Raw genomic sequence first — 25108 nt, 5'->3', positions numbered from 1 at the left:
GCAAACGCAAGCGACGGATCTGTTAAAAACGCGCCCTCCCCGGCCGGAAGAGCCCGGGATCAGCGGTTCAGACGCGTTTGACCGCGGCCATGATGTAATTGATGCTCATATCATGCGCGAGCCGCCATTTGCCCGCCAGCGGATCGAAGACGACCCCTGTCTCATCGAAAACGCGCAGGCCCGCCGCCTCGAGCGACTTTCCGAGCTCAGCCGGGGTGATGAACTGGCTCCAGTCATGCGTGCCGCGCGGCGCCCAACGCAGCACATATTCGGCCCCGACGATCGCAAAGGCGAAGCTTTTGAAGGTTCTGTTGAGCGTCGCGGCGACGAGCACGCCGCCGGGCCGCGTCATCGCGCCGGCGTGACGCAAGAAGCCTTGTACGTCGCGCACATGCTCTAGCACCTCCATCGCGAGGACGACGTCGAAAACCTCGCCCTCGGCGTTCAGCGCCTCGGCGGTCGCGCAGCGATAGTTGATTTTGAGGCCCGCCAGAGCGGCGTGATCCTTCGCGGCTTCGATATTCCGGGGCGCCGGATCAATCGCGGTCACAACCGCGCCATGCCGGGCGAGCGGCTCCGCCAGAATGCCGGCGCCGCAGCCGATGTCGAGCACGCGCAGGCCGGCGAGCGGCTCGGGCCCATGACGGTCGCGCGGGCGCCCGTCGACCGTGAAATGGCGGCTCAGCAGATCGCGCAGATAAGCGACGCGCACGGGATTGAATTTGTGCAGCGCCGCCATCGGCCCGTCAGGGCGCCACCATTCGTCGCTCAGCCGGTCGAATCTTGCGACGTCCTCCGGATCGACGGTCGATTCGGGCGCGATTTTTTCCCTTTGAACCATGGTTTGCATTCCGCTGGGCTTTATTGCATTGACTCGCCGCGCCGGCCTTTGCATGAATGCGCCGCCGCGAGGCGAAGCGATATCGGCTTCGCCGCGCCGGCGAAGGCTGATTCGACTTGATAGGCTCCGGGAGCCTATCGACGCAAATCGGCCGCCGAATGACCCCTCTCGCGCAAGCCCAGCCAAGGAGCGCTTTTCGCCCCGATGTCCCGTCTAGTCATGAAGTTTGGCGGCACGTCGGTCGCAAACATAGAACGCATCCGGAATGTGGCAAGGCATGTCGCGCGCGAGCGCAAGGCTGGCTTTGACGTCGCCGTCATCGTCTCCGCCATGTCGGGCAAGACCAACGAACTCGTCGGCTGGTGCCGTGAAGCCGCGAAACTCTATGACGCGCGCGAATATGACGCGGTGGTCTCGTCGGGCGAACAGGTCACCGCCGGGCTGCTCGCGCTGGTTCTGCAGGACGCCGGCATCCCGGCGCGCTCATGGCAGGGCTGGCAGGTGCCGATCCTCACCTCCGATTCGCACGGGTCGGCGCGCATTCTCGACATCGACGGGTCGGCGATCATCAAGGGATTTGAAGCGCGCGGCGAAGTCGCTGTGATCTCCGGCTTTCAGGGCGTCAACAAGGACACCGGCCGCATCGCGACGCTTGGCCGCGGCGGCTCCGACACCAGCGCCGTCGCCATCGCCGCCGCGATCAAGGCGGACCGGTGCGACATTTATACCGACGTCGACGGCGTTTATACGACCGATCCGCGGATCGTTCCGAAAGCGCGACGCCTCGATCGCGTGGCATTCGAAGAAATGCTGGAAATGGCTTCGCTCGGGGCCAAGGTCCTGCAGGTGCGCTCGGTCGAACTCGCCATGGTGCACAAGGTCAAGACATTCGTGCGCTCGTCGTTTGATGATCCGGAAAATCCGCAACCCGGCACCTTGATTTGCGATGAGGAGGATATTGTGGAGCAGCAGGTCGTCACCGGCATTGCTTTTTCAAGGGATGAAGCGCAGGTCACTTTGCGGCAGGTGGCGGACCATCCGGGCGTCGCCGCCGCCATATTCATGCCGCTCGCCGAAGCTAACATAAATGTTGATATGATCATTCAGGTCGCTTCCGAGGATGCGGGATCGACCGACATGACTTTCACGGTGCCAGCCGCCGATTTTGAACGAACCAAAGCCATTCTGCTTAAGGCGCAGCCACAGATTGGTTTCGCCAGCCTCCATGGAGCGAATGATGTCGTCAAAATCTCCGCCATCGGGGTCGGCATGCGCAGCCACGCGGGAGTGGCCGCCCGCGCGTTCAAGGCTTTGGCGGAAAAAGGCATCAATATCAGGGCGATCACCACGTCCGAGATTAAGTTTTCGGTGCTGATTGAGGCGGCCTACACGGAATTGGCGGTCAGGACCCTTCATTCGCTTTACGGCCTCGATAAAGCCTGAAGCGCAAATTGCCGCGCATTCCTTCGCAAACGCCCTACATTCTCTTGCGGTCCGGGGTTTGCACTGGTTAAACGAACCCAAGGCAGGAGAGAGCAACGGCAAGGGCCTGCTCAGCGCTCTTTTCGCGCCCTTGGCGCATGATCATGAGGCCTCAAGGCCTGGACAGGAAACAGCCATGTATGGCGCCCTCGGCGGACCCCGTCTGCTGCTGCGCCGGCTTCGCGAAGTCATGGCGGAGCCGGTCAGTCCGCAGGCCAGGCTCGACAAGATCGTCGTTCACATCGCCGCCAATATGGTCGCCGAGGTTTGTTCGGTCTATGTCCTTCGCGCCGACGGCCGGCTTGAGCTCTACGCGACAGAGGGCCTGAACCGCGAAGCCGTCCATCTCACCACCATGCGGGCGAGCGAAGGCCTCGTCGGACTGATCGCCGAGACCGCCGAGCCGCTTGCTCTCGCCGACGCGCAAAATCACCCCGCGTTTTCCTATCGCCCCGAGACGGGCGAAGAAATTTACTCCTCTTTCCTCGGCGTGCCGATCCTGCGCGGCGGCAATACGCTCGGCGTGCTCGACATCCAGAACCGGGCGCGCCGGGTCTATACGGAAGAGGAAATCGAGGCGCTCCAGACGACGGCCATGCTGCTCGCCGAGATGATCGCCTCGGGGGAACTGCAATCGATCGTGCAGCCCGGCGCGGACATCGCCCTCGGCCGTCCGCTCAGCCTCAAAGGCTCCCCTCTCGCTGAAGGGCTCGGCCTCGGCCATGTCGTCCTCCACGAGCCGCGCATCATCGTCAAACAGCTCGTCGCCGAAGACGTCAAGCAAGAGATGGCGCGCCTCGACAAAGCCATCGCCGCGATGCGCGATTCGATCGACAATCTGATCGAACGCGGCAATATGGGACCGGGCGAACATCGCGACGTGCTCGAGACCTTCCGCATGGTCGCGCATGATCGCGGCTGGCTGCGCCGCCTGCGCGAGGCCGTGACGACCGGCCTCACGGCCGAGGCCGCCGTCGAGCGCGTTCAAAACGACGCGAGAGCCAAGCTGCAGCGCCACACCGATCCCTCGATGCGCGAGCGCCTGCACGATCTCGACGATCTCGCCAATCGCCTGCTGCACGAGCTGACAGGACAGAGTTTCGTCTCGGCGCATGATGAATTGCCCGATAATGCGATCATCGTCGCGCGCACGATGGGACCGGCCGCGCTGCTCGAATATGACCGCTCCAAATTACGCGGCCTCGTCCTCGAAGACGCGGGCGGCGGCAGCCATGTCGCGATCGTCGCCCGCGCGCTTGGCATTCCGGCGGCCGGCGACGTCGCCAATATCCTTGATTTCGTCGAGCCGGGGGACGCGATCATCGTCGACGGGGCGCTCGGCGACGTGCAGGTGCGGCCAACGCCCGACGTCGAACACGCCTATGCCGAAAAGGCGCGGCTGCGCGCCAAACGGCAGGAGCAGTATCGCAAGCTGCGGGATGTCCCCGCCGTCACGAAAGACGGCGTCGGGATCGACCTCCACATGAACGCCGGCCTTCTCGTTGATCTGCAGCATCTTGCCGAGACCGGCGCCATCTCGGTGGGCCTGTTCCGCACAGAGCTGCAATTCATGCTCGCCTCCCGCTTTCCGAAAATGAGCGAGCAGGAGCGGCTCTACCGCACGGCGCTCGATCTGGCGCAAGGCAAACAGATCACCTTCCGCACGCTGGATATCGGCTCCGACAAGGTGCTTCCCTACATGACCCAGCTGCAGGAGGAGAATCCGGCGCTCGGCTGGCGCGCCATCCGCATCGGGCTCGACCGGCCGGGGCTTTTGCGCACCCAGCTCCGCGGCCTGCTGCGCGCCGCCGCCGGTCGCGATTTGCGCATCATGTTTCCGATGATCGCAACGCTTGAAGAACTCAGCGCCGCAAGAACCCTGCTCGATCGCGAAATGGCGCACTTGCTTCGTCATGGACGCGAGCCGCCGAACGATCTCAAGGTCGGTATTATGGTCGAGGTGCCTTCACTCCTGTGGGACCTGCAGGAAGCATGCAGCCGCGTCGATTTTATTTCGGTCGGATCGAACGATCTCATGCAGTATTTCTACGCGGCCGACCGCGACAACAAGCGCGTGTCGAAGCGCTTCGACTCCCTGTCCGCGCCTTTCCTGCGCGCCCTGAAGCAGATCGTGGACACGGCTCGCGCGTCATCGACGCCGCTAACGCTCTGCGGCGAAATGGGCGGCCAACCGATCGAGGCGCTGGCCCTGCTGGCGATCGGCTACCGCGGACTTTCGGTCTCGGCCGCCTCGATCGGCCCTGTGAAGGCGATGACGCTTGCAACTGATCTGCGTCTCGCCCGCGCCTTCGTCACCGGCCTGCTCGTCGAAAAGACGGCTGGCCATAGTCTGCGCGACGCGTTACGCACATTCGCAGAAGATCAGGGGATACCTATATAAGTCGGGTCCCTGTTCCGCAAACCGCGTCCATTCCCTTCCATTTCAACACAATTATGCTGCCGCAAGAAAAGCTCGATCTCATCTTACGCCGCTTCGAGGAAATCTCCGCCCGCCTCAACGAGGCGGTCGAGCCGGCATTGTTCGTCTCGCTCTCGCGCGAACTCGCCGGGCTTGAGGGCGTCGCGGCGGCGATCCGCGACTATCGCACGCAGACCGCCGAAGTCGACGGCCTTGAGGCGATGCTCGCTGATTCGGCGACGGACGCCGAGATGCGCGGCCTCGCCGAAGAGGAACTGCGGGCCGCGCACATGCGTCTCGAGGAGTTGGAGCAGCAATTGAAGATCGCGCTCCTGCCGAAGGACGCCGCGGACGAAAAAAGCGCCATTCTCGAAGTGCGCGCCGGAACCGGCGGCGATGAAGCCGCGCTTTTCGCCGGCGATCTTTTCCGCATGTATCAACGCTACGCTGAATCGAAAGGCTGGAAGGTCGAGATCATTTCGGCCAGCGAGGGAACGGCGGGCGGATTCAAGGAGATCATCGCCGAGATCGTCGGCCGCGGCGTTTTCGCGCGCCTCAAGTTCGAATCGGGCGCGCATCGCGTCCAGCGCGTGCCGGATACCGAAACGCAGGGGCGCATCCATACGTCGGCGGCGACCGTGGCCGTGCTGCCCGAGGCGGAGGACGTCGACGTCGATATCAACGAAGCCGACCTGAAAATCGACACCATGCGCGCGCAGGGCGCCGGCGGCCAGCATGTGAACAAGACGGAATCGGCCATTCGCATCACCCATATTCCGACCGGCACGATCATTTTCGTGCAGGATGAACGCTCCCAGCACAAGAACCGCGCGCGGGCGATGTCGCTCCTGCGTTCGCGCATCTACGACGCCGAAAGACAAAAGCTCGACGCCGAGCGCGCGGCGGACCGGCGCTCGCAAGTCGGCTCGGGCGACCGTTCGGAACGCATCCGCACCTATAATTTTCCGCAAGGCCGCGTGACCGATCACCGCATTAACCTGACGCTCTATAAGCTCGACAAGGTCATGACCGGCGAGGCGCTGGACGAAATCATCGACGCCCTCATCACCCATCATCAAGCTTCCCTGCTGGCGGACAGCGAAAGCCAGAGGCTGTGAAGGGCCTCGCCGCGTCCTGGCTGATCTGGGCGCTTCTCTCCGCATGCTTCGCGGCGTTGACGGCGATTTTTGCAAAGGTTGGCGTCGCCAACGTCAATTCCGACTTCGCCACACTCATCCGCACGGTCATCATCGTCGGCGTGCTCAGCGCGATTCTCGCGGCGACGGGGCAGTTTCAGCCGCTCGCGTCGATTTCGCCGCGCACCTATCTTTTTCTCGCCCTCTCGGGTCTTGCGACCGGCGCCTCCTGGATCTGCTATTTTCGCGCCCTTAAGCTTGGCGAGGCCGCCCGCGTCGCCCCGATCGACAAGCTTTCGACTGTTCTTGTCGCCATCTTCGGCGTCGCTTTTCTGGGCGAACGCCTCAGCGGTCCCAATTGGGCCGGAGTCGCGCTCATCGCCTGCGGCGCGTTGCTCGTCGCCTACAGGGGCTGAGCGGGCCGCGCAAAGCTTTCGCTTCGAACCATTCGGCTTCCGGCGCGTTACCTCAGCTTACCAAAAGAGGTGATCCATGCTCGGGAAATTGCCCTCGTCGATCGGCCATGCGCTCAAAAATGTGAGGCCGGGGCTCGAAAGGCTGATCTACGCCGACGCTGCTTTGGACGCGCCTGAAATCATCAGGGTCGAGAGCGTCGCCTTTGACGACAACGAAGCGATCCCCCCGCTTTTCTCGGCCGATGGCGAGGGCGAATCGCCGCCGCTGCGATGGCGCGGGGTGCCGGACGGCGCCGCCGGCATCGTGCTTGTCGTTGAGGACGCGGACAGCCCGACGCCGGCGCCCTTCATTCACGCTCTGGCGATCAAGACGCCGGCCAGCGACGATGATCTCATTCCTGGCGCATTGACGCGTAAAAGCGCCGCGGCGACCGAGGGATTGCTGCTTGGCCGGAACTCTTTGATGCAGGCGTCATGGACGCCGCCCGATCCGCCGCCGGGCCACGGGCCGCACCGCTATGTATTCGAAATTTATGCAATTGATCATATCCCGGAGCTCAATGAGCCTCCCGGCAAAAAGGAAATCCTTAAAATCCTGCGTGGGCACACGCTGGCCAAGGGGTGCATGATCGGAATCTACGAGCGCAATGCCTAACTTATGGGCTGAGACGCATGGAACTCGAAACGTCGTCGGCGCTTTATGACGCGAATTTGACGTTGCGAGGGACACGCGTCTGGCGGTCCCTTCAGCCGACAGAGATGAACGGGACCACACATGCTGATTCGCTACGGATACGAACTCACGTTTCAATGCTTTCAACCCACATTGATGGTGTGTCTTCTCGATTCGCATCCCGAATATGATTATCGCATCCGCTACAAAACCCCCTTTAGCGCCGATCCGTCGATCGCGACGCATACCTATCTGGATTCATTCGGCAATCAGGTCCGGCGGTTCGTCGCCCCGGCCGGCGACCTTACCGTTTCGCGCGATTTCGTCATCGAGGACAATGGTCTCCCGGACGGTTATGAGCAACACGCCCAGGAAGTCCCGCTGGAATTTCTCCCGAGCGAAACGCTGGTTTATCTCCTCGGCAGCCGCTACTGCGAGACCGACAAGCTCGGCGACATCGCCTGGCAATTGTTCGGATCGGCGCCGCGCGGCTGGGCGCGGGTGAAGGCGATCTGCGATTTCGTCTGCAACCATCTGACCTTCGGCTATCAATATGCGCGAGCGACGCGCACGGCCTATGAGGCCTATAATGAACGCATCGGCGTTTGCCGCGATTTCGCGCATCTCGCCGTCGCTTTCTGCCGCTGCATGAATATTCCGGCGCGCTACGCCAACGGATTTCTTGGCGACATCGGCGTTCCGCCGGATCCCGCGCCGATGGACTACAACGCCTGGTTCGAAGCCTATCTCGACGGCCGCTGGATTACCTTCGACGCACGCCACAATACGCCGCGCATCGGCCGCATCACCGTGGCGCGGGGACGGGACGCCACCGATATTCCGCTCGCGACCTCTTTTGGCCCCCATATTCTCAAGGGCTTTCGCGTCTGGACGGAAGAAGTCGACGAAACGCTCGTCCGCGGCCTTGAACGGCAAAGCGCCTAGAGCGCTTTCAATCGAATGGAGGCATTCGATCGATCAGAAATCGCTCCAGATTCAAAAGCTGGAGCATATTCTTGTCGATCAGATCGACCGATCTGATCGGAATATGCTCTACTAGCACGTAGAAAGGCCTGCGCGACGGTGTGGCGCCAATGCTGCGCCCTTAACGCAATTTTTAATTGACGCCTCTTGCGAAGACCTCGCGCCTTGACGAGGCGCCGCAATAAAGCCACGGTTCGGTCAGACGGCCCAGATCCGGGCCGCGCGGCGGCGTGGTTGGTCAGATGCGTCAGGTTTTGTGTAGAGGCGGAGCGTTTCCTTCGCGCGCGCGTTCGAATGTGCGTCCTTCGCCCGCGCGAAGGAATGCCCGGCTTGGCGCGGCGTCGATCCTGCGCATCACGCCGCTGGCCTGCATCGCCGCCTTGGTCCTCGGCGGCTGCTCCACCATCAATGGCTATCTCGCGCCCGTGCCCTCCTCCTACGCCAACGCGCCGGGAACAACCCACGTCGAAATGGTGGTTGCGACGACGCGCACGCGGGCTGAGAGTTCAGCGATCATGTTTGCGGGAGGCAGAGCCCTTGAGCCCGGTTTCGCCGATATGATGGTTTCGATTCCGCCGGACGCCAATCGCACGATCGGTCAGGTTCAGTGGCCAAAGCAGCTTCCGGGCAATCCGGAAACCGATTTTGTGACCCTTAAGGCCGAGGTCATCAACAAAGATCAGGCGATCGCCACATTCTCCCGGCTTCTCAGCGAATCGAATAAAAGCGAGGCGCTGGTCTTCGTACATGGCTTCAATGAGCGCTACGAAAACACTGTTTATGGCTTCGCGCAGATTCTGCACGATTCGGGCGCTCTTGGCGAGGTCGCGCCCGTTTTGTTCACCTGGCCCTCGAAAGGCAATGTCTTCGCCTATGGCTATGATCGCGAAAGCACAAATTATTCTCGCGACTCTCTCGAAGCGCTTTTGCGCTATCTAGTCAAAAACCCGAAGGTCAAGAAGATCTCGATCCTCGCCCATTCGATGGGTAATTGGGTGACCCTCGAAGCGTTGCGGCAAATGGCGATCCGCGATGGACGCGTCGCCAAGAAGATCAAACTCGTCCTCCTCGCGGATCCGGACGTCGATGTCGACGTCTCCCGCGAACAGATCGCGGCGATGGGACCTGATCGCCCGCATATCGCATTATTCGTGTCCGAAGACGACCGCGCGCTTGCCGCGTCGAAACAATTGTGGGGCGCCCCGCGCTTAGGGGCCATCAATCCGGATATCGAGCCTTACAAATCCATGCTCGAGCGGGAAAATATCACCGTCATCAATCTCACCCACCTGCCTTCGCACGATCAATTCAATCACGGCAAATTCGCCGAGGATCCGAAAATCGTCGAACTGATCGGCCGCAGCCTCGCGTCCGGCCAGGCACTGACCAATTCACAAGTCGGCTTCGGCGAGAAAATCATGGAAACGACGGCGAGCGCCGCGTCGTCGGTTGGTCACGCCGCCGGCCTCGTTGTTTCCGCCCCTGTCGCCATCGTCGATCCGGAGACGCGCGATCATTTCGGCGATCAGGTCGATCAATTCAGCGAATCGGTTCAGCAAATCGGGCCGCACGTCCCGCACTGAGCAGCAGCGCCGGCCGCTCAGTCCTTTACGCTTATCGGCAATCCGATGCGGATTGCGCGTTGCGCAAGCATTCTGCGGACCGCCATTCAGGGCTCGATGGCGGCGGCGGTTCCATGTTTTGAGCTAGGTCTGAGCCGGCGGCGCGCTTTGGCGTGAGGCGGAGATCGTTCTCGATCTATCCGGGCCGGCTCGCGACTCGCCGCGGGGGCGAGTCGCTGAGCGGATTGGCTTTTCGAACGCCTTGCTACTCAAGCGGCGAGGGCGAGTTTCACAGCCGTTCCGGTAGCAAGAATGCGCCGGAGGCTTACGCCGGTTTCCTCGACAGGAACAACCCCGTCCGTCTCATAATTAACATCGATGATTGCATCGGCGTCGACATCTTCCGCCTGACGGATCAATTCGCGCAGAGCGAGTTCACGCCAGTTGCTTTGGCGGCCGTCGACCTGCACGACGTGCCAGGCAGAAGCGGCCTTGATCTTGCCGATGGGATAAAGAACACGGCCTCCATCAATAGAGTCCGTTGTGCTGATAAGCATTTTAGTCTCTCCGATACCTATTCAGCGATAGCCGCCTAGAGTTTCCCGAAACTTAACCCGGGGTCATTGTCCCGGCGTTGAGATCACTATCGCTCGTTCAAACTGAACAGTAGGTGACATATCACACCCTGCTGCATTGCAGCATTCACAATAAATTGCAAAGCGTTTTATTAAATAAAACAATCAGATATAGCCTTAACGGAGGATTAACTCCGCGGCTCCGGGCGACGCCAGAAAATGGGGTGTGCGCAAAATCAGTGGCGGAAATGACGGAATCCGGTGAATGCCATGGCGACCCCCACGGCGTCCGCCGCCGCGATGACCTCCGCGTCGCGCACGGATCCCCCCGGCTGAATGAGCGCCGTCGCCCCCGCCTCGATTGCCGTCAGAACGCCATCGGGGAAAGGAAAAAACGCATCGGACGCGACCACCGAGCCGACGGCAAGGCTGCGCGGCAATCCAGCCGCCTTGGCGGCGTCCGCCGCTTTCATCGCCGCGATCCGCGTCGAGTCGACGCGGCTCATCTGCCCGGCGCCAATGCCGACCGTCGCGCCGTCCTTGGCGTAGACGATCGCATTCGACTTCACATGCTTCGCGATCCGGAACGCGAAGGTGAGATCGCGCCATTCAGCTTCGGTCGGCGCGCGCTTGGTGACGACGCGCAATTCCATATCGTCGACGACGGCATTGTCGCGCCCCTGAACCAGCAGGCCGCCGGCGACAGGACGAAGCGTCAGGCCGCTGGCGCGCGGATCGGGCATGCCGCCGGTCAGCAGCAGGCGCAGATTCTTCTTCGCGCCGACGATCGCGATCGCCTCTTCGTCGGCCTCAGGCGCGATGATGACTTCGGTGAAGACCTGGACGATTTCCGCCGCCGCCCTGGCGTCGAGGCGGCGATTGAGGGCGACGATGCCGCCAAAGGCGGAAACCGGGTCGCAGCGAAGCGCCAGCGCATAGGCCGCCTCGATGCTGGCCGCCTCGGCGACCCCGCACGGGTTTGAATGCTTGATGATGGCGACGGCGGCGGTGCGCTCGGGATCGAACTCGGCGACAAGTTCGAAAGCCGCGTCCGTATCGCCGATATTGTTATAGGAGAGCTGCTTGCCCTGCAGCTGCCGCGCGGTGGCGACGCCATAACGCCTTTCGGGCGTCACATAGAAAGCCGCCTTCTGATGCGGGTTCTCGCCGTAGCGCAGGGTCTGCGCGAGCTTGCCGCCGAAAGCGCGGAAGGCCGGCGCATCCTCGCCGATCTGTTCAGCGAGCCAATTCGAAATCGCGGCGTCGTAAGTCGCCGTGCGGGCAAACGCCTTCTGCGCGAGCTTCTGCCGCAGGGCGAGCGTCGTCGCGCCGCCATTCGCCCGCAGTTCCGCGAGCAGAGGCGCGTAATCTTCGACCGAGACGATGACGGCGACGTCATTGAAATTTTTGGAGGCGGCGCGGATCATCGCCGGACCGCCGATGTCGATGTTCTCGATGCATTGGTCGAAATCGGCCCCTGCGTCGATCGTCGCCTGAAACGGGTAAAGGTTCACCACGAGAAGGTCGATGGGGCTGATGCCATGCGCCAGCATCGCCGCCTCATGCTCGGGGTTTTCGCGGATGGCGAGGAGGCCGCCGTGCACTTTCGGATGCAAGGTTTTGACGCGCCCATCCATCAGCTCCGGAAAGCCGGTGACGTCGGCGACGTCCAGGACCTCGAGCCCCGCCTCGACGAGCGCCTTATGGGTGCCGCCGGTCGAAATCAGCTCGATGTCGAGAGCGGCGAGGCCGCGCGCGAAATCGACGAGGCCGGTTTTGTCGGAGACGGAGATCAGCGCCCGTGCGGCGCGACGGAACTCGATCGGCATTGAGGCTTCCACCTGCTGGCTGCGTAAAGCAGGCTGTTAGCATGAAGCTGGAGCCGATCCTATCTTCGTTTCATCGCGGCTTCGCCTCCGCCAGATTTTCGTCGAGGCCCTGCCTTGCGAGGCCCGGCCGCCCCTCCCTCTTGCCGCGCGCCGCGAGTGGCGACGTAAAACGGCGCAGCCGCAGCGCGTTGAAGACGACGAAGATGGACGAAAACGCCATGGCGCCGGCCGCCAGCATCGGCGACAGCATGACGCCGAAGGACGGATAAAGCGCGCCCATCGCCACCGGAATCAGCAGAATATTGTAGGCGAAGGCCCAGAACAGATTTTGTTTGATATTGCGCATCGTCGCCCGGCTGAGCGCGACGGCCGTCGCCGCCGCGCCGAGATCGCCGCCGATCAGCACGACATCGGCCGCCTCGATCGCGACATCCGTACCGCTGCCGATGGCGAGGCCGACATTGGCGGCGGAGAGCGCCGGCGCGTCATTAATGCCGTCGCCGACAAAGGCTGTCGCGCCGCTCCTCGCCTTGATGCGCTCGACCGCCTCGACCTTGCCCTCGGGCAAGACCTCGGCGACGACCGCGTCGATGCCGACGGCCCTGGCGATCGCCTCGGCGGTCTTCTGATTGTCGCCCGTGATCATGACGAGATCGAGCCCCTCGGCCCGCAAGGCGGCGACAGCCTCTTTCGCGCCGTCCGCGATCGGGTCGGCGACGACGATCAGCGCCGCGAGCGTTTCGTTAATCGCCACGTAAAGCGGCGATTTCGCCTCTGCGCCGAAGCGCCCCGCCTCCTGCGCGAAGCCGCCGACGTCGACGCCGAGCCCCCCCATGAAGCGATCGGACCCGACCGCCACGCGGCGGCCATCGACGATGGCCTCGACGCCAAGGCCGGGTTTGGCGTCGAATTGCTCGGCCGGCTTCAGAACCAGGCCCTCCCTGCGCGCCGCCGCCGCTATGGCGACCGCCACCGGATGCTCGGAGCGCGCCTCGACGGCGGCGACGAGCGCCAGAACGTCTGCGCGCGAAAAGCCCGCCGCTGGAACAAGGTCAGTCAGTTCGGGAGCGCCCTTGGTGATCGTGCCTGTCTTGTCGAGCGCTACAGCCTTGACGTCGGCCAGTTGCTGCAGGGCGTCGCCCTTGCGAAACAGGACGCCGAGTTCCGCGCCACGCCCGGTGCCGACCATGATCGAGGTCGGCGTCGCAAGCCCCATGGCGCAGGGGCAGGCGATGATCAGCACGGTGACCATGGCGACCAGCGCATAGCTGAAAGAAGGCGTGGGGCCAAGGAAGAACCAAAGGAGGAACGTTAGAACCGCGACGGCGATCACAGCCGGCACGAACCAGCCCGTCACCTTGTCGGCGAGGGCCTGGATCGGCAGTTTTGCGCCCTGCGCCTGCTCCACCATGCGAATGATGCGCGCCAGGGCCGTATCCGAGCCGGTCTTGGTCACTTTGAAGGAAAAACTGCCCGTCGTGTTGATTGTCGCGCCGACAACCTCGGCGCCGGCGCCTTTGGGCGCTGGACGCGGCTCGCCGGTCAGCATCGATTCATCGACGAAGGAGGAGCCCTCAACCACGACGCCGTCGACGGGTATTTTTTCGCCCGGCTTGACGAGGACAATGTCGCCGACGACGACCTCATCGAGCGGCGTCTCAACGGGCCCGCCCTGCCGCAGCACAACGGCCGATCGCGCCTTGAGGCCGATAAGACGTTCGATCGCCGCGCCAGCGCGGCCCTTGGCGCGCGCCTCCAGCGTGCGGCCGAGCAGGATCAGAGTGACGATGACGGCGGCGGATTCGAAATAGACCTGCCCTGTTCCGGCCGGAAACAGGGAGGGCGCGAAGGTCGCGAGCGTCGAGTAGGCGAAGGCGGCGCCAGCGCCAAGCGCCACGAGAGCGTTCATCTCGGGAGCGCCGCGCAGCAACGCCGGAATCCCGCTCTTGAAGAAGCGCCAGCCCGGACCAAACAAAACGAGGGCCGTCAGCACGAATTCGGCGATGCGGGCGGTCTGCATCCCGACGCGCTCCATCACGAACATATGTACGGCGGGAAAGAGATGCGCGCCCATTTCGAGCGCGAACACGGGCAATGTCAGTAGTGCTGCGAGGAGGGTCGAGCGCGCCAGCGCTTTTCCTTGCGCGCGGCGGTCGTCGGCCTGCGTCGGCGCGGGCGCTTCAGGCTTGATCTCGCGCGTCGGATAGCCAGCCTCGGTCGCAGCCCTTGCGATCGCCTCGGCGCTGGTCGCTCCGCTGACAAAGCGCACCGTGCCGGCGCCGGTGGCAAGATTGACATGGGCCTCGACGACGCCTTCGACGTCCTTGAACGCTTCTTCCACCGTCTTGACGCAGCCTTCGCACGTCATTCTCGTGATGGAAAATTGCGCAGTCGTGAGGACGGCGGCGAAACCTGTCTTATTGATCGCTTCGATGACCGCTTCAAGATCGGCCGGTCCGTTAAAGCTGACGTCGGCGCGTTCGGTCGCTAGATTGACCGAGACGGAAGCGACGCAAGGGACAGCGCTGATGGCTTTCTCGACCCGCCCGACGCAAGAGGCGCAATGCATGCCCTCGACGGGAACGCTGACCGGAGCGGAGCCGACCTCGGACGGATGAGAGGACATCTAGGCTATCCTTTGCTGAAGACGCGGGCTTTCCTTTGGGTAAGAAAAAGCAATGCGATGAGACATTCTATGTAGATCATCGGCCGCCGCTTGAAATCAAGAGTAACGCCGTGGCGGCGGCGCGCAAATCTTGAACGGCGTCGTTGCAATGCGTGAGCCTCTGGTCAATAAATACGCCAAAACAACGAGATAAAGCCGCTCACCGAATGGATATGGATGTTGCGGCGTGTGCGCGCATAAACGGAGCCGACGGAAATATGCCGCTGGCGTTCTTTCGGACCCGGCGTTGAGCCTCTACATGGGGAGAGTGGAGGAGATAAATGTCGAAATCGATCGTCATCATCGTGCCGCACGCTCTTGGGACCGAAGCGGCGAAGAAGCGCATTTCGGAGCGCATCGACGTGCTGCGAACGGCCTATATCGACAAACTGGGCTATTCTGAAATCAGCTGGGCCGGCGATCAGGCCAATGTGCGCGTTGTCGCTTTTGCCCAGACCGTGACGGCGCAGATCGACGTCATGCCGGACAGCTTGCGCGTCGAGGCGCAACTCCCTTGGCTGCTTGCGTCATTGGCCAACAAGATCCAGGGGGTGCTGACCTCCAACGCGAAGGATTCGCTGAAAATCGGCTATACGCCGCCGAAAGGCTGAGGCTGAGCGATCGGCGCTGAGCCAAGGTCTCGGCGTCAATGAGATGAACGAAATAAAGGATTGAAAAGCGCCCCTCGGGACGCTCGCCATCCTGAAAGGGCGGTGGTTTCACCGCCCCTCCAAACGCCTTGGGCATGTGCGGAAAATCGCTTAATCGACGGCAACGATCACGTCGGATGATTTGATAATGGCGGTGGCCTTCTTCCCAACCGCCAGGCCGAGATCCTCGACCGCTTCATTGGTGATGGAAGCGGTGACGATTCCACCGCCCTTGAGCTCGATTTCGACATGCGCGGTGGTCGCGCCCATGTGGACTTCCTTAATGGTGCCTTCAAGCGCATTGCGGGCGGAAATTTTCATTCGAGTTTCCTTTTCTTGCCTTGCGGCGCCCGGATCCAAAGCGCCGTCTCCGGCTTCGGAGACGGCTAATCTATAACTATAATGATACAGTTTATAAATTCTTTTTAATACAGCTTTGACGAGGACTTTTCCCGCCGGCTCTTCTAAGCTTCGCAGCGGCGGATAGAGACGCCGGATGGAGAGCGGCGCCGAGAACGATGTTGGAAAGCCCCAGAAAACGCGCGGCGCGCCCGGCCCTCAAGGCCGCCCTTTCGGCGCGCGTGCTGCGTCACGATCTTTCAACGGCGATGACCACGCTTTTTTTCGAGGATGGCGAGCTGCGCGCGCCCTTGATCACCGATCCGATCGGCTCCGGCGTCATCGTCACCATCTATGCGCGCGATGTGTCCATTGCCTTGTCGCGGCCGATGGATGTGTCGATCACCAACCGCCTGCCCGGCGAGATCGTGGACATCTCTCATCTCGATCCGCCCTATGTCCGGGTGACATTCAGTCTCGGCGCTACACGCCTTCACGCGCTCGTCACGCGCGAATCGGTGGAGCGGCTGGCGCTCGTGCCCGGCCTTCGCGCCTGGGTCATGATCAAAGCTGTCGCGATATCGAGACGCGACCTCAAGCCGGATCGCGCTCCACAGCCGCGACCCTGGCCTTTGGATCAAAATTCCAGTCCAGGGAAGCCGTAAGTTCGTCCAGCGACTTTTTGGACGAGGCCGAGGCTTGGCGTCCAATAGACCGGTAGAGCGCGACGAGACGCTCCCCGAATTGCGTGATTTCCGCGCCGGCGTTGCGCCGCCCCGGGAAAGTCACGACCACAGGCGATTCGAAGCAGCGGTTCAGCATGTCGACGGTCAGCCAGCATTTTCGATAGGAGAGGCCGAGGGCGCGGCTGGCGCCGATGATCGAGCGCTCTTTGCGAATCATGTCGATCAAGGCCAGTTCCTCCGGTCCGAAGGAGGCGCCGTTCGGCCAATGGACTTCGATCGAAATGACGGCTGTCTCTCGCGAGCTGTTCGGCATGAGGCGTCCCTGAACTGGAGCATTGAAGCAAAGCAAATCGCGCCGGCCGCGAAGCCGCCGCGCTCAACCTTCTATCTCTTCGCAAAGTCGGACGGCAAAGCCGCACTCCCTTGGGCCTGATTCTGCCGCGGCTCCCAAGCAGGCGCCGCATCCGCCAGCCATTGCTCCAATATAGGATTTTATATCGCTGAGCGCAAAGGGCCAAAGGGCGAACGCCACAGAGGGTAGTGGGTCAGTTTGAAATTCGCCGGGGTTGACGGCGCTGGAATGGTCCCATCAGACATGCCATATTCTGCCCATGGTAAACGCGCCGAAGAAGCCTCACTTCAAGATTACCCCCTCCAAAGAGGGCGGGCATAAACACGTCATTCGGATCGAATGGCCCGATGGCGACGAACAGCTGCTAGACGATGTGTTTCAGTCGGAGGCGGACGCCCACGCTTGGGTCGAAAACGACTCTGAAGCTTGGCTCAAGAAGCACCCCAAGAATCAGCCATGACGAAAACGCCCAAGCGTCCCCGCGACCCGAACCAGCTCGCCAAGTTCGTTATCGAAGCTGCAACAGGCGAAGATGAGGCTATAGAGGATAGTCCGAAGCAAACCCAGGCAAGTAAAGGTGGCACAGCACACAGGCGCGGCGCGAGCGCCATCGTCCGCGCATGAAAAAGATCGCGCCCTACGGCACCTGGACTTCGCCGGTCACCACCGATCTCATGACCGCCGCCGCGATCAGCCTCGGCGGCCTCACGGTCGACGGCGAAACCCTCTACTGGCTCGAGGGACGCCCCACCGAGAATGGCCGCACCGCTCTGCTCCGGCGCCGCCCTGACGGCGTCATTGAGGAATTGACGCGGGATCCGATCAATGTCGGGAGCCGGGTTCATGAATATGGCGGCGGCGCATTCGGCGTTCAAAACGGCGTGATTGTTTTCAGCGAGCGCAGGGACGGCTCCGTCTGGGTTATCGAGCCTCGCCATCCGCCGCGAAAAATTGCAACGCCGGACGGCTGTAGATACGCCGATTTCGAACTCGACCTGCCGCGCCGGCGGGTCCTCGCGGTACGCGAAGACCACCGCGAGCGTTCGCCGACCGATCCCGAGGCTGCGATCGTCGCTCTGGACCTCGATGCCGCCGCCGAGACCGTGCTCGTCAAGGGGCCGGATTTCCTGAGTTCGCCGCGCCTTTCTCCCGATGGTCAAAAGCTCGCCTGGATCGCCTGGGATCACCCCCACATGCCTTGGGACGAGACCCGACTCTACTGCGCGGGCATAAAGGACGACGGCGCGCTCGCGGCGCCGGAGATGATCGCGGGGGCCGAGCCTGAAGCGATCGTCCAGCCGGGCTGGTCGGCAGCGAATATCCTGCACTTTTCCTCGGACCGCACCGGCTGGTGGAATCTTTACGCGCATGAGGGGGGACGCGACGTCGCGCTCTGCCCCGTCGAAGCCGAAATGGGCGGCCCGCACTGGGTGTTTCGCCAGCGATTCTATGCCTTTCTCAAGAGTGGCGGCCTCATTGCGTCGCTCGTCCAGGATGGCGTCAAGCGCACGGCGCTGATCACGGAGGGCGCATATACGACGCTCGATATCGGACAGGTCGCCGAATCTCCACAGCCCGTCGGCGCGGGCCTCGCCTATATCGCGACGCCGCCGACGGCGCCGCCGGCGATCATGCTGAAACTTGGCTTCGATCAGCCCGCCCTCCTCGTCAGAGCGGCCGCGCCTTCCGTTCTGCCGTCCGAGACCGTTTCGATCGGCGAGGCGATTACCTTCCCGACCTCGCACGGGCCGGGTCACGCTTTCTGGTATGCGCCGAAAAATCGCGATTTCGAAGGACCCGAGGACGCTTTGCCGCCTCTCGTCGTCCTGTCGCATGGCGGCCCGACCAGCATGACGACCAATCATTTCAACTTGCAGATCCAGTGGTGGACCAGCCGCGGCATCGGCGTCGTCGACGTGAATTATGGCGGATCGACAGGCTATGGGCGCGCCTATCGCCGCCTCCTCAATGGCCAGTGGGGCATTGTCGATGTCGATGACTGCCGCGCCGCCGCTGAATATCTTGTCGCCCGGGGCCTCGTCGACGGCGCCCGTCTCGCCATTCGCGGCGGCAGCGCCGGCGGCTTCACGACGCTCGCCGCGCTCACATCGAGCGACGCGTTCAGGGCTGGCGCGAGCCTTTACGGCGTCGCCGATCTCATGCTGCTCGCGAGCGACACGCATAAGTTTGAATCACGCTATCTCGACGGCCTCATCGGCCCCCTGCCCGAGACCGGGGCGCTCTACGCCGAACGCTCGCCGATCCATCATCTCGACCAGCTCGCCTGTCCGGTCATCTTCTTTCAGGGCGAGGAAGACAAGACCGTGCCGCCCAATCAGGCGGAAACCATGGTCGCGGCCATGTCCGCGCGGGCTCTGCCGGTCGCCTATTATTTATTCGCAGGAGAAGGGCATGGCTTCCGCAAGGCCGAGACGCTTCGGCGCGTGCTGGAGCTGGAGCTTGATTTCTACGGCCGCGTTTTCGGATTTTCAGCGCCCGGGCTCAGTGAACGCGTCAAAATCGCCAATATGTGAGCCGGCCGCGCTCAGGCCGCATCCCAGGGCTTGACGCCTAGCTCCGCCGCCGCCTTGGCCGCCTCGCCGACGCTGCGTCCGCCAAGCCGCAGCTTTGGTGCGATCTCGGCCAGAGGCACGAGGACGAAAGCCCGATTGAACAGATCCTTATGCGGCAGAACGAGTTCGGGTGAATCAAAAACCTGATCGCCATAGAATAAAACGTCGATGTCGATCAGGCGCGGGCCCCAGCGCACGCCGTCTTTGCGGCCCAATTCGGTTTCGACCGCCTTGACCTCGGCCAGCAGTTCGCCCGGCTGAAGCGTCGTCGTCGCCAGGGCGCAGGCGTTGGCGAAATCTTCCTGATCGAGATAGCCCCAGGGCGCCGTCCGATAGATTGACGAGACGGCGGCGACGACAACCGCCCCGCGCTCCTGCAGGCGCGCCAGCGCCGCAGCTATGTTTGCCGGTTTATCGCCAATGTTGCTGCCAAGGCCGAGGCCGATTTCGACGATGTTCGGCTTTTGAGGATCAGGCCCGGGAGATTGCATCGAAAACCTTGAACGCGGCGAGATGTTCGGCGGCGTCGTGAACCCGGAAAATGGCGGCGCCCTCCGCCGCCGCGGCAATGTTGGCGGCAAGGGTGGCGATGAGGCGCGGCTCGATTTTCAGATCGCCGGCCGGCGTCCCTTCAACGATGGCGCCGAGCAGCGATTTGCGCGACAAACCGACAAGGATAGGCAAGCCATAATGCTGCAATTTGCGCAAGCCCCGCAGCGCCTGCAGATTTTGCGCTTTTGACTTGGCGAAGCCGATGCCAGGGTCGAGGATGATGCGCCTCATCGGGATCCCGGCTTTGTCCGCAAGGCTGAGCGAGATATCGAAAAAACGGCGCATGTCCGCGATGATGTCGCAATCGCGATCCGTCTCCTCGCGATTGTGCATGATGACGACGCCGGTCTCAGTTTCAGCCACCACATCGGCCATCGCCGGATCTTTCTGGAGGCCCCACACGTCGTTGATGAAGGCGACGCCCTGATCGGCTGCGAAGCGGGCGACCGAGGCCTTTGACGTGTCGATCGAGACCGGCTGCTCGATCGACGACACGACAGCGCGCAGCAGCGGCTCGAGCCGCGCGCATTCGACATCCGCCGGGACGGGCTCATGCCCCGGCCTTGTCGATTCAGCGCCGACGTCGATGATGTCGGCTCCGTCGGCGGTCAGCTTTCGCGCTTGGGCCACAGCCGCCGCAGCGGTCTGAAATTGACCGCCGTCGGAAAAGGAGTCCGGCGTCGCATTGACGATGCCCATGATAAGGGAGCCGGACCCGATCCGGTTCAGGAAGCGGTCACGCTTGGCCTGCATCGAATGAGACTTTGTAGCAAGCTCGGCGGTTTGGCTCAAAGATCCTTGCCTTCCTGCTCAGGATAGCCGCAGCGCCATTTCACGACGAAACGCGTCGGGTGGTGATTAACCCAATCGGCGATGGTCGGCGGCGCGGACATCGCGCATTGCATCAAGCTTTCACCCTGATCGACGAAGGTCAGGTTTTGTTCCTGACATTGCGCGGGCTGCGCGAGAGAGCAAACGGTCAAAATCAATTCCATCAGCCCCATTGCTGAGTTCCTTTCAGGCTAATCCAGTTCAATGGCCCCACCACGGCGGTGAACATGCACAATGCACGAGACAAGCACAAGTTGCGCCGCTGCGCTCCGATGCCGGCGCTAATCTCTTTTTTGCGGTCATCACCGCACCGCTTCCGCCGCCTGGGCGATTTCCCGCCCTTCTGATCTCGCGCCGGCCGCCGCTGGCGGTTCGAAAACGTTAGATCGGCAGTTGGCGTCGCTTATCAACTTGTGCCATTTAGAGCCTGCTCCGGGCTGCATCATCGCAGGCCGCCCGTCGCGAGCCAAAAAGGAAAGAGCGGAGGAATCGTCATGCAATTCCAAGGATTCACGCCTTCGCCCGCCGCCCTCTCTTCGCGCGGATTGGCGCGCGCCTTGGCCGTTACGATCGTGACGGCTATCGTCCACGGCAACGCCTTCGCCGAGGCGGCAAAGCCGGAACCCGCTAATCCCGATTGGCCCTGCAAGCAGATTTTGGTGGAGCAGATTTCCCTGCCGGCCGTCTGGGCCGGCCCTTCGATCGAGGGCGTTGACTGGCGAGGCGATGAGGCCGTCGCCGATCTCGTCGCCCACCTCGCGGCGCGCAAAACTCCGATTGAAGCGGCCGAACATTCAATCGAGGCTTTCGCCGCCTCGGCCGGCCCGGACAAGAAAGCAAAGCTTGTCGCCTTGTTTGCAGGGCTGTTCGAAACGCTCAACAGTCAGCGGATCGAGATCATCGACGGATTATCCCGATTCGGCCGTAAGCAGAAAGCGCTCGCCGCGAAGATTCGCGCTGAAAACGCCGAGATTCAAAAGAGCCCGGACGCATCGCGCCCCGCTGGTCCCTCCGTCGAAGGCAACGCCGCCGCTCAAAAGCTCGAATGGGATCTTCGCCTCTTTGATGAAGGGCGCGTCTCGCTATCCTATGCCTGCGAGGCGCCGACGCAGGTCGAACAAAGGCTTTTTGCCCTCTCAAGGGCGATCCAGAACAATCTGGACTAATCACCGAAAAAAATAGCGCGCCCCGCAGGGCCCGCTATTCTAGACGCTCTAGGCTCGCTCGCGAATCAGCGCCCTTAATGCGCCGGCTTCAGTTCACCCTGGGCTTGTCGTTCTCATCAAGAAGAGGCACGCCATAGTCCTGCAGGATCTTGTCGATTTCGCCCTGATTTTCGGCAATGAGCTTGTTCAGCGTGCGTTTCCATTCCTGATCGCTATGACGGACGCCCATGCCGATTCGATAGATCATGCGCGGCCCGATTTTCTCGTTCACCAGCGGCGTCACCGTCACCGAAGCCTTGGAGGTCTTGGCGAGATTGCCTGCGATGGGGCCCCAGAGAATGGCGACATCGATAACGCCATTTTCAAGGTCTTTCATCATGTCCGCTGTCGGCGCGTCGGCGCGCGTATCGATCACCAGCGGATAGGATTTGATGCCCGGCAGCAGCCCGTCAACCGCAAGGTTGGTCGCTGGCGGGGTTCCGGCAACGATGCCAATATGCTTGCCTTTCAGCCGAGGATCTTCGAGCGTCACGACGCCATCGAGATCGCCGCCCTTTTTCGTGACCATCGCATAGGACGCGCGGTAATAGGGGTTTGTGACCTGGACGAAGTCGTCGCCTTGCGGCACCCCCATCACGACGTCGCACCGGTGAGCGTTCAGCGTGTTGCGGATAAAGCCGGTGGAGTTCGGATAATAGACGTAGGCCAGCGGCTTGCCGAGCTTTTGGGCGAGAAGGGCGGCGATCTTGTTTTCAAAACCTTCGCCGGCCTCATTGGAGAACGGCAAATCGCGCGGGTCGGTGCAAACGCGCAGCACGTCCGGATCGACAAGCTCGATCGCCGCGTCAGCGGCGCCCTCGGCCAATGCTGCGAACCGCGAGCCTAACGGCGCGAGGAAAGCGATTGAAAGGACGAGAGGCCAGATCCGTTTCATTTTTCCAATCCCAGACATTCTTTTTCCGCCGCTGTCGCCGCGGGCAGTTTGTCGACGTGGCCCGCGGGCCGTCCACGCGCAACGGCGTCAGTGGAGCGCGCACGAAGATAAACGTAAATATCGTCCAGATAGCACATGACATTTTTGTTATCGCCGAAGGCCGGCATAACATTTTCCTGGCTGCTGGTGACGTTCCTCCTGCCACCCACGACAATGCCGACGAACTCGGCGTAACTCATCGTTTTCACGGAGTTCTTCAGGGCAGGCGCATAGCTCGAACCTTCGCCGTCAGGGCCGTGGCAGACGTGGCACTCGGAATGATAACGGCGAAATCCTGAATAGGCGAACCAGTCGAGCTTTCCATCGGGCTCAATCTTGTAGGTTGGATCGCCCTTCGCGTCGACCCATTTGCCGAGATCGTCCTCTTTGACGGCTGCGGGATCTCCGGGGGCGTCGGCCATAGCCGCGCTTGCGGACGAGATGAGAAGGGCGGCGGACAAGGCCCGCGCCAGAGAGCTAATGTGCACGAAAACATCCTTGATTAGATGGCGCCAGCCAACAGAACCCCGGCGCGCAGGAGCGCCGGGGTCCAAGTTCACATCGTTCAACCAGGCAGACTATTTGCCGTGGAGGGCGAACACGGTCAGCGTGCCGCCGAGAGCCGTATAGTTCGACAGAGCGGCGTAACCGCCGACGGCGCCGAGACCAGCGTTCGGATCCGTCAAGCCCGCCGCGAGGCCGATGCCGGCCCAGCCGCCGACGCCCGAGAGAATCGCGACATACTGCTTGCCGTTGTGCTCATAGGTGTTGACGTTGCCGATGATGCCCGACGGAGTCTTGTACTTCCACAGTTCTTCGCCCGTCTTGGCGTCGACAGCCTTGAGGTAGCCTTCAAGCGTGCCGTAGAACACGACGTTGCCGGCGGTTGCGAGCGCACCCGACCACACCGAGAACTGCTCCTTGTCCGACCACACGATCTTGCCGGCCTTGGCGTCCCACGCGATGAAATTGCCCATGTGGCTCTGGCCTGGAGGCGGATACATGGACAAGGTCGCGCCGACATAGGGCTGGCCAGCGGTGTAGCTCACTCTGAACGGCTCATAGTCCATGCAGACGTGATTGGTAGGCACGTAGTTCAGCTCCGTGATGGGCGAATAAGCCGAAGGCTGTTCGTCCTTGGAGCCGAGGGCCGCGGGGCAGATGCCCTTATAGTTGACGTCTTCGCCCTGGGAGCCCGGCGCATATTTGGCGACGACTTCCGGGCGGCCATAAGTCTTCGAGGACTTATCCATGTCGACCTTGGTCGCCCAGTTGACGGCCGGATCGTATTTTTCGGCGACCAGCAGTTCACCCGTTGCGCGATCGAGCGTGTAGCCGAAGCCGTTACGATCGAAGTGCACCAGGACTTTCTTGTTTCCCTGATTCTGCAGCACCATTTCATTGATGCCGTCATAATCCCACTGATCATGCGGCGTCATCTGGTAGATCCATTTGACTTCGCCGCTATCAGGATTACGCGCCCAGATCGACATTGACCAACGGTTGTCGCCGGGACGCTGCACGGGGTTCCAGGTCGATGGATTGCCCGACCCGTAATAGACGAGGTTCAACTCGGGATCATAGGAGATCCAGCCCCAGGTCGCGCCGCCACCGATCTTCCATTGATCGCCTTCCCAGGTATTGGTGCCGGAGTCCTTGCCGACCGGCTTGCCGAGTGCGGTCGTCTTCTCAGGATTGATGATGGTGTCCGCATCCGGGCCCATCGAATAGCCGCGCCATGCGAGCTTGCCGTCCTTGATGTTATAGGCGGACACATAGCCGCGGACGCCGAACTCGCCGCCGGACACGCCGATCAGCACTTTGTCCTTGACGACGAGCGGAGCCGAAGTTCCGGTCGCGCCTTTGGACGGATCACCGTCTTTCACGGACCATGCCGGCTGACCGGTTTTTGCGTCAAGCGCAACCAGCGTGGTGTCAGCCTGATGCAGGAAGATTTTGCCATCGCCGTAAGCAACGCCGCGATTGACGGTGTCGCAGCACATCACCGGAATGACGCTCGGATCCTGTTTCGGCTCATACTTCCAGATGATCTTGCCATCATTGTTGAGGTCAAGCGCGTAGACGATGTTCGGGAATGGCGTCGAGAAATACATGACGTCGCCGATCACGAGCGGGCCGCCTTCATGGCCGCGCAGAACGCCGGTGGAGAAGCTCCACGCCGGCACCAGATCTTTAACGTTCTTGTTGGTGATCTGGTTGAGCTCGGAGAACCGGGTATTCGCATAATTGCCGCCAGGCATTACCCAGTCCTTGGCGTTCTTCTGCATCTTGACGAGCTCGTCATTGGCGAAGACCGCGCTGTTCGCCATGAGTGCAGTTGCGGCGACACAGGACATCAGTAGAAGTTTGCGCATGAATTTCCTCCGGACCGTTTGTCTTTCGC

The 25108-nt window shown here is 62.0% G+C and carries 23 protein-coding genes; 11 read left to right on the top strand and 12 right to left on the bottom strand.

Features of this window, described 5'->3' with window-relative positions; all coding sequences use genetic code 11:
- Positions 1-67: 67 nt before the first annotated feature.
- On the bottom strand, positions 68-841 hold the full coding sequence (gene ubiG / locus SIN04_RS17345; RefSeq protein WP_341264099.1) for a bifunctional 2-polyprenyl-6-hydroxyphenol methylase/3-demethylubiquinol 3-O-methyltransferase UbiG: 774 nt from the start codon (positions 839-841) through the stop codon (positions 68-70).
- A gap of 204 nt (positions 842-1045) precedes the next feature.
- Here ubiG and SIN04_RS17340 point away from each other — a divergent pair, with 204 nt between their 5' ends.
- The 7 genes from SIN04_RS17340 to SIN04_RS17310 all read left to right on the top strand — a co-directional run bounded on the left by SIN04_RS17340 (position 1046) and on the right by SIN04_RS17310 (position 9534).
- The gene (locus SIN04_RS17340) at positions 1046-2284 is read left to right on the top strand and encodes an aspartate kinase (RefSeq protein WP_134491223.1); all 1239 of its coding nucleotides are present in this window, start codon (positions 1046-1048) and stop codon (positions 2282-2284) included.
- 175 nt (positions 2285-2459) lie between these two features.
- Entirely contained in the window at positions 2460-4724 is a 2265-nt protein-coding gene (gene ptsP / locus SIN04_RS17335; RefSeq protein ID WP_134491220.1) for a phosphoenolpyruvate--protein phosphotransferase, read from the top strand.
- Between the two features lie 53 nt (positions 4725-4777).
- The gene (prfA, locus tag SIN04_RS17330; protein ID WP_134491218.1) at positions 4778-5860 is read left to right on the top strand and encodes a peptide chain release factor 1; all 1083 of its coding nucleotides are present in this window, start codon (positions 4778-4780) and stop codon (positions 5858-5860) included.
- Positions 5857-6294 (top strand): EamA family transporter, encoded by a 438-nt coding sequence (locus SIN04_RS17325; RefSeq protein ID WP_134491216.1) that lies wholly within the window; start codon positions 5857-5859, stop codon positions 6292-6294. The genes prfA and SIN04_RS17325 overlap by 4 nt, the downstream gene beginning before the upstream one ends.
- 76 nt (positions 6295-6370) lie before the next feature.
- The gene (locus SIN04_RS17320; protein ID WP_134491214.1) at positions 6371-6949 is read left to right on the top strand and encodes a YbhB/YbcL family Raf kinase inhibitor-like protein; all 579 of its coding nucleotides are present in this window, start codon (positions 6371-6373) and stop codon (positions 6947-6949) included.
- 120 nt (positions 6950-7069) lie between these two features.
- Positions 7070-7912: a transglutaminase-like domain-containing protein gene (locus SIN04_RS17315; RefSeq protein ID WP_134491212.1), complete on the top strand. Its 843-nt coding sequence runs from the start codon at positions 7070-7072 to the stop codon at positions 7910-7912.
- 335 nt (positions 7913-8247) lie between these two features.
- Entirely contained in the window at positions 8248-9534 is a 1287-nt protein-coding gene (locus SIN04_RS17310; protein WP_244605866.1) for an alpha/beta hydrolase, read from the top strand.
- 248 nt (positions 9535-9782) lie between these two features.
- On the opposite strand, the gene SIN04_RS17305 is transcribed toward SIN04_RS17310, so the two are convergent.
- The 3 genes from SIN04_RS17305 to SIN04_RS17295 form a co-directional block, all read right to left on the bottom strand.
- Positions 9783-10070, bottom strand: coding sequence for a heavy metal-binding domain-containing protein (locus SIN04_RS17305; protein ID WP_134491208.1), 288 nt, complete (start codon positions 10068-10070; stop codon positions 9783-9785).
- Between the two features lie 254 nt (positions 10071-10324).
- Positions 10325-11917, bottom strand: a complete 1593-nt coding sequence (gene purH, locus SIN04_RS17300; RefSeq protein WP_174513811.1) for a bifunctional phosphoribosylaminoimidazolecarboxamide formyltransferase/IMP cyclohydrolase — start codon at positions 11915-11917, stop codon at positions 10325-10327.
- A 70-nt stretch (positions 11918-11987) separates the two neighbouring features.
- Entirely contained in the window at positions 11988-14543 is a 2556-nt protein-coding gene (locus SIN04_RS17295; RefSeq protein WP_134491206.1) for a heavy metal translocating P-type ATPase, read from the bottom strand.
- 320 nt (positions 14544-14863) lie between these two features.
- On the opposite strand from SIN04_RS17295, the gene SIN04_RS17290 reads away from it, so the two are divergent.
- A complete protein-coding gene (locus SIN04_RS17290; protein ID WP_134491204.1) occupies positions 14864-15193 on the top strand; it encodes a polyhydroxyalkanoic acid system family protein in 330 nt (109 codons plus the stop codon).
- Positions 15194-15343: 150 nt separating this feature from the next.
- Here SIN04_RS17290 and SIN04_RS17285 read toward each other — a convergent pair whose 3' ends face one another.
- Positions 15344-15553, bottom strand: a complete 210-nt coding sequence (locus SIN04_RS17285) for a TOBE domain-containing protein (protein WP_134491202.1) — start codon at positions 15551-15553, stop codon at positions 15344-15346.
- A gap of 197 nt (positions 15554-15750) precedes the next feature.
- Here SIN04_RS17285 and SIN04_RS17280 point away from each other — a divergent pair, with 197 nt between their 5' ends.
- Positions 15751-16236, top strand: coding sequence for a TOBE domain-containing protein (locus tag SIN04_RS17280; protein WP_134491200.1), 486 nt, complete (start codon positions 15751-15753; stop codon positions 16234-16236).
- Here the strand turns inward: SIN04_RS17280 and SIN04_RS17275 are convergent.
- Positions 16166-16570: a winged helix-turn-helix domain-containing protein gene (locus SIN04_RS17275; RefSeq protein ID WP_134491198.1), complete on the bottom strand. Its 405-nt coding sequence runs from the start codon at positions 16568-16570 to the stop codon at positions 16166-16168. The genes SIN04_RS17280 and SIN04_RS17275 overlap by 71 nt on opposite strands.
- A gap of 659 nt (positions 16571-17229) precedes the next feature.
- Between SIN04_RS17275 and SIN04_RS17270 the strand changes: the two genes are divergently transcribed.
- Complete coding sequence (locus SIN04_RS17270) at positions 17230-19143, top strand: prolyl oligopeptidase family serine peptidase (RefSeq protein WP_341264098.1); 1914 nt, start codon at positions 17230-17232, stop codon at positions 19141-19143.
- A gap of 11 nt (positions 19144-19154) precedes the next feature.
- Here SIN04_RS17270 and folK read toward each other — a convergent pair whose 3' ends face one another.
- Genes folK through SIN04_RS17255 form a run of 3 tightly spaced genes read right to left on the bottom strand, consistent with a single transcriptional unit; the run spans position 19155 to position 20738 of the window.
- Positions 19155-19673, bottom strand: a complete 519-nt coding sequence (gene folK, locus SIN04_RS17265) for a 2-amino-4-hydroxy-6-hydroxymethyldihydropteridine diphosphokinase (protein ID WP_341264097.1) — start codon at positions 19671-19673, stop codon at positions 19155-19157.
- Entirely contained in the window at positions 19654-20487 is an 834-nt protein-coding gene (gene folP, locus SIN04_RS17260) for a dihydropteroate synthase (RefSeq protein WP_341264478.1), read from the bottom strand. The genes folK and folP overlap by 20 nt, the downstream gene beginning before the upstream one ends.
- A 35-nt stretch (positions 20488-20522) precedes the next feature.
- Positions 20523-20738, bottom strand: coding sequence for a hypothetical protein (locus SIN04_RS17255; protein ID WP_134491194.1), 216 nt, complete (start codon positions 20736-20738; stop codon positions 20523-20525).
- A 321-nt stretch (positions 20739-21059) separates the two neighbouring features.
- On the opposite strand from SIN04_RS17255, the gene SIN04_RS17250 reads away from it, so the two are divergent.
- Positions 21060-21731: a hypothetical protein gene (locus tag SIN04_RS17250; RefSeq protein WP_134491192.1), complete on the top strand. Its 672-nt coding sequence runs from the start codon at positions 21060-21062 to the stop codon at positions 21729-21731.
- An 88-nt stretch (positions 21732-21819) separates the two neighbouring features.
- Here SIN04_RS17250 and SIN04_RS17245 read toward each other — a convergent pair whose 3' ends face one another.
- From SIN04_RS17245 to xoxF5, 3 genes are all read right to left on the bottom strand, one after another.
- A complete protein-coding gene (locus SIN04_RS17245; protein WP_134491190.1) occupies positions 21820-22683 on the bottom strand; it encodes a substrate-binding domain-containing protein in 864 nt (287 codons plus the stop codon).
- Complete coding sequence (locus SIN04_RS17240) at positions 22662-23147, bottom strand: c-type cytochrome, methanol metabolism-related (protein ID WP_134492627.1); 486 nt, start codon at positions 23145-23147, stop codon at positions 22662-22664. Before SIN04_RS17240 ends, SIN04_RS17245 begins: the two co-directional genes overlap by 22 nt.
- A 135-nt stretch (positions 23148-23282) precedes the next feature.
- Positions 23283-25079, bottom strand: coding sequence for a lanthanide-dependent methanol dehydrogenase XoxF5 (gene xoxF5, locus SIN04_RS17235; RefSeq protein ID WP_134491188.1), 1797 nt, complete (start codon positions 25077-25079; stop codon positions 23283-23285).
- Between the last annotated feature and the right edge of the window lie 29 nt (positions 25080-25108).

It is taken from the genome of Methylocella tundrae, from assembly GCF_038024855.1.
In the GTDB taxonomy this organism is placed as follows: domain Bacteria; phylum Pseudomonadota; class Alphaproteobacteria; order Rhizobiales; family Beijerinckiaceae; genus Methylocapsa; species Methylocapsa tundrae.
Note: the sequence above shows the minus strand (reverse complement) of the source record. Positions and strands in the feature narration are given on the sequence as shown.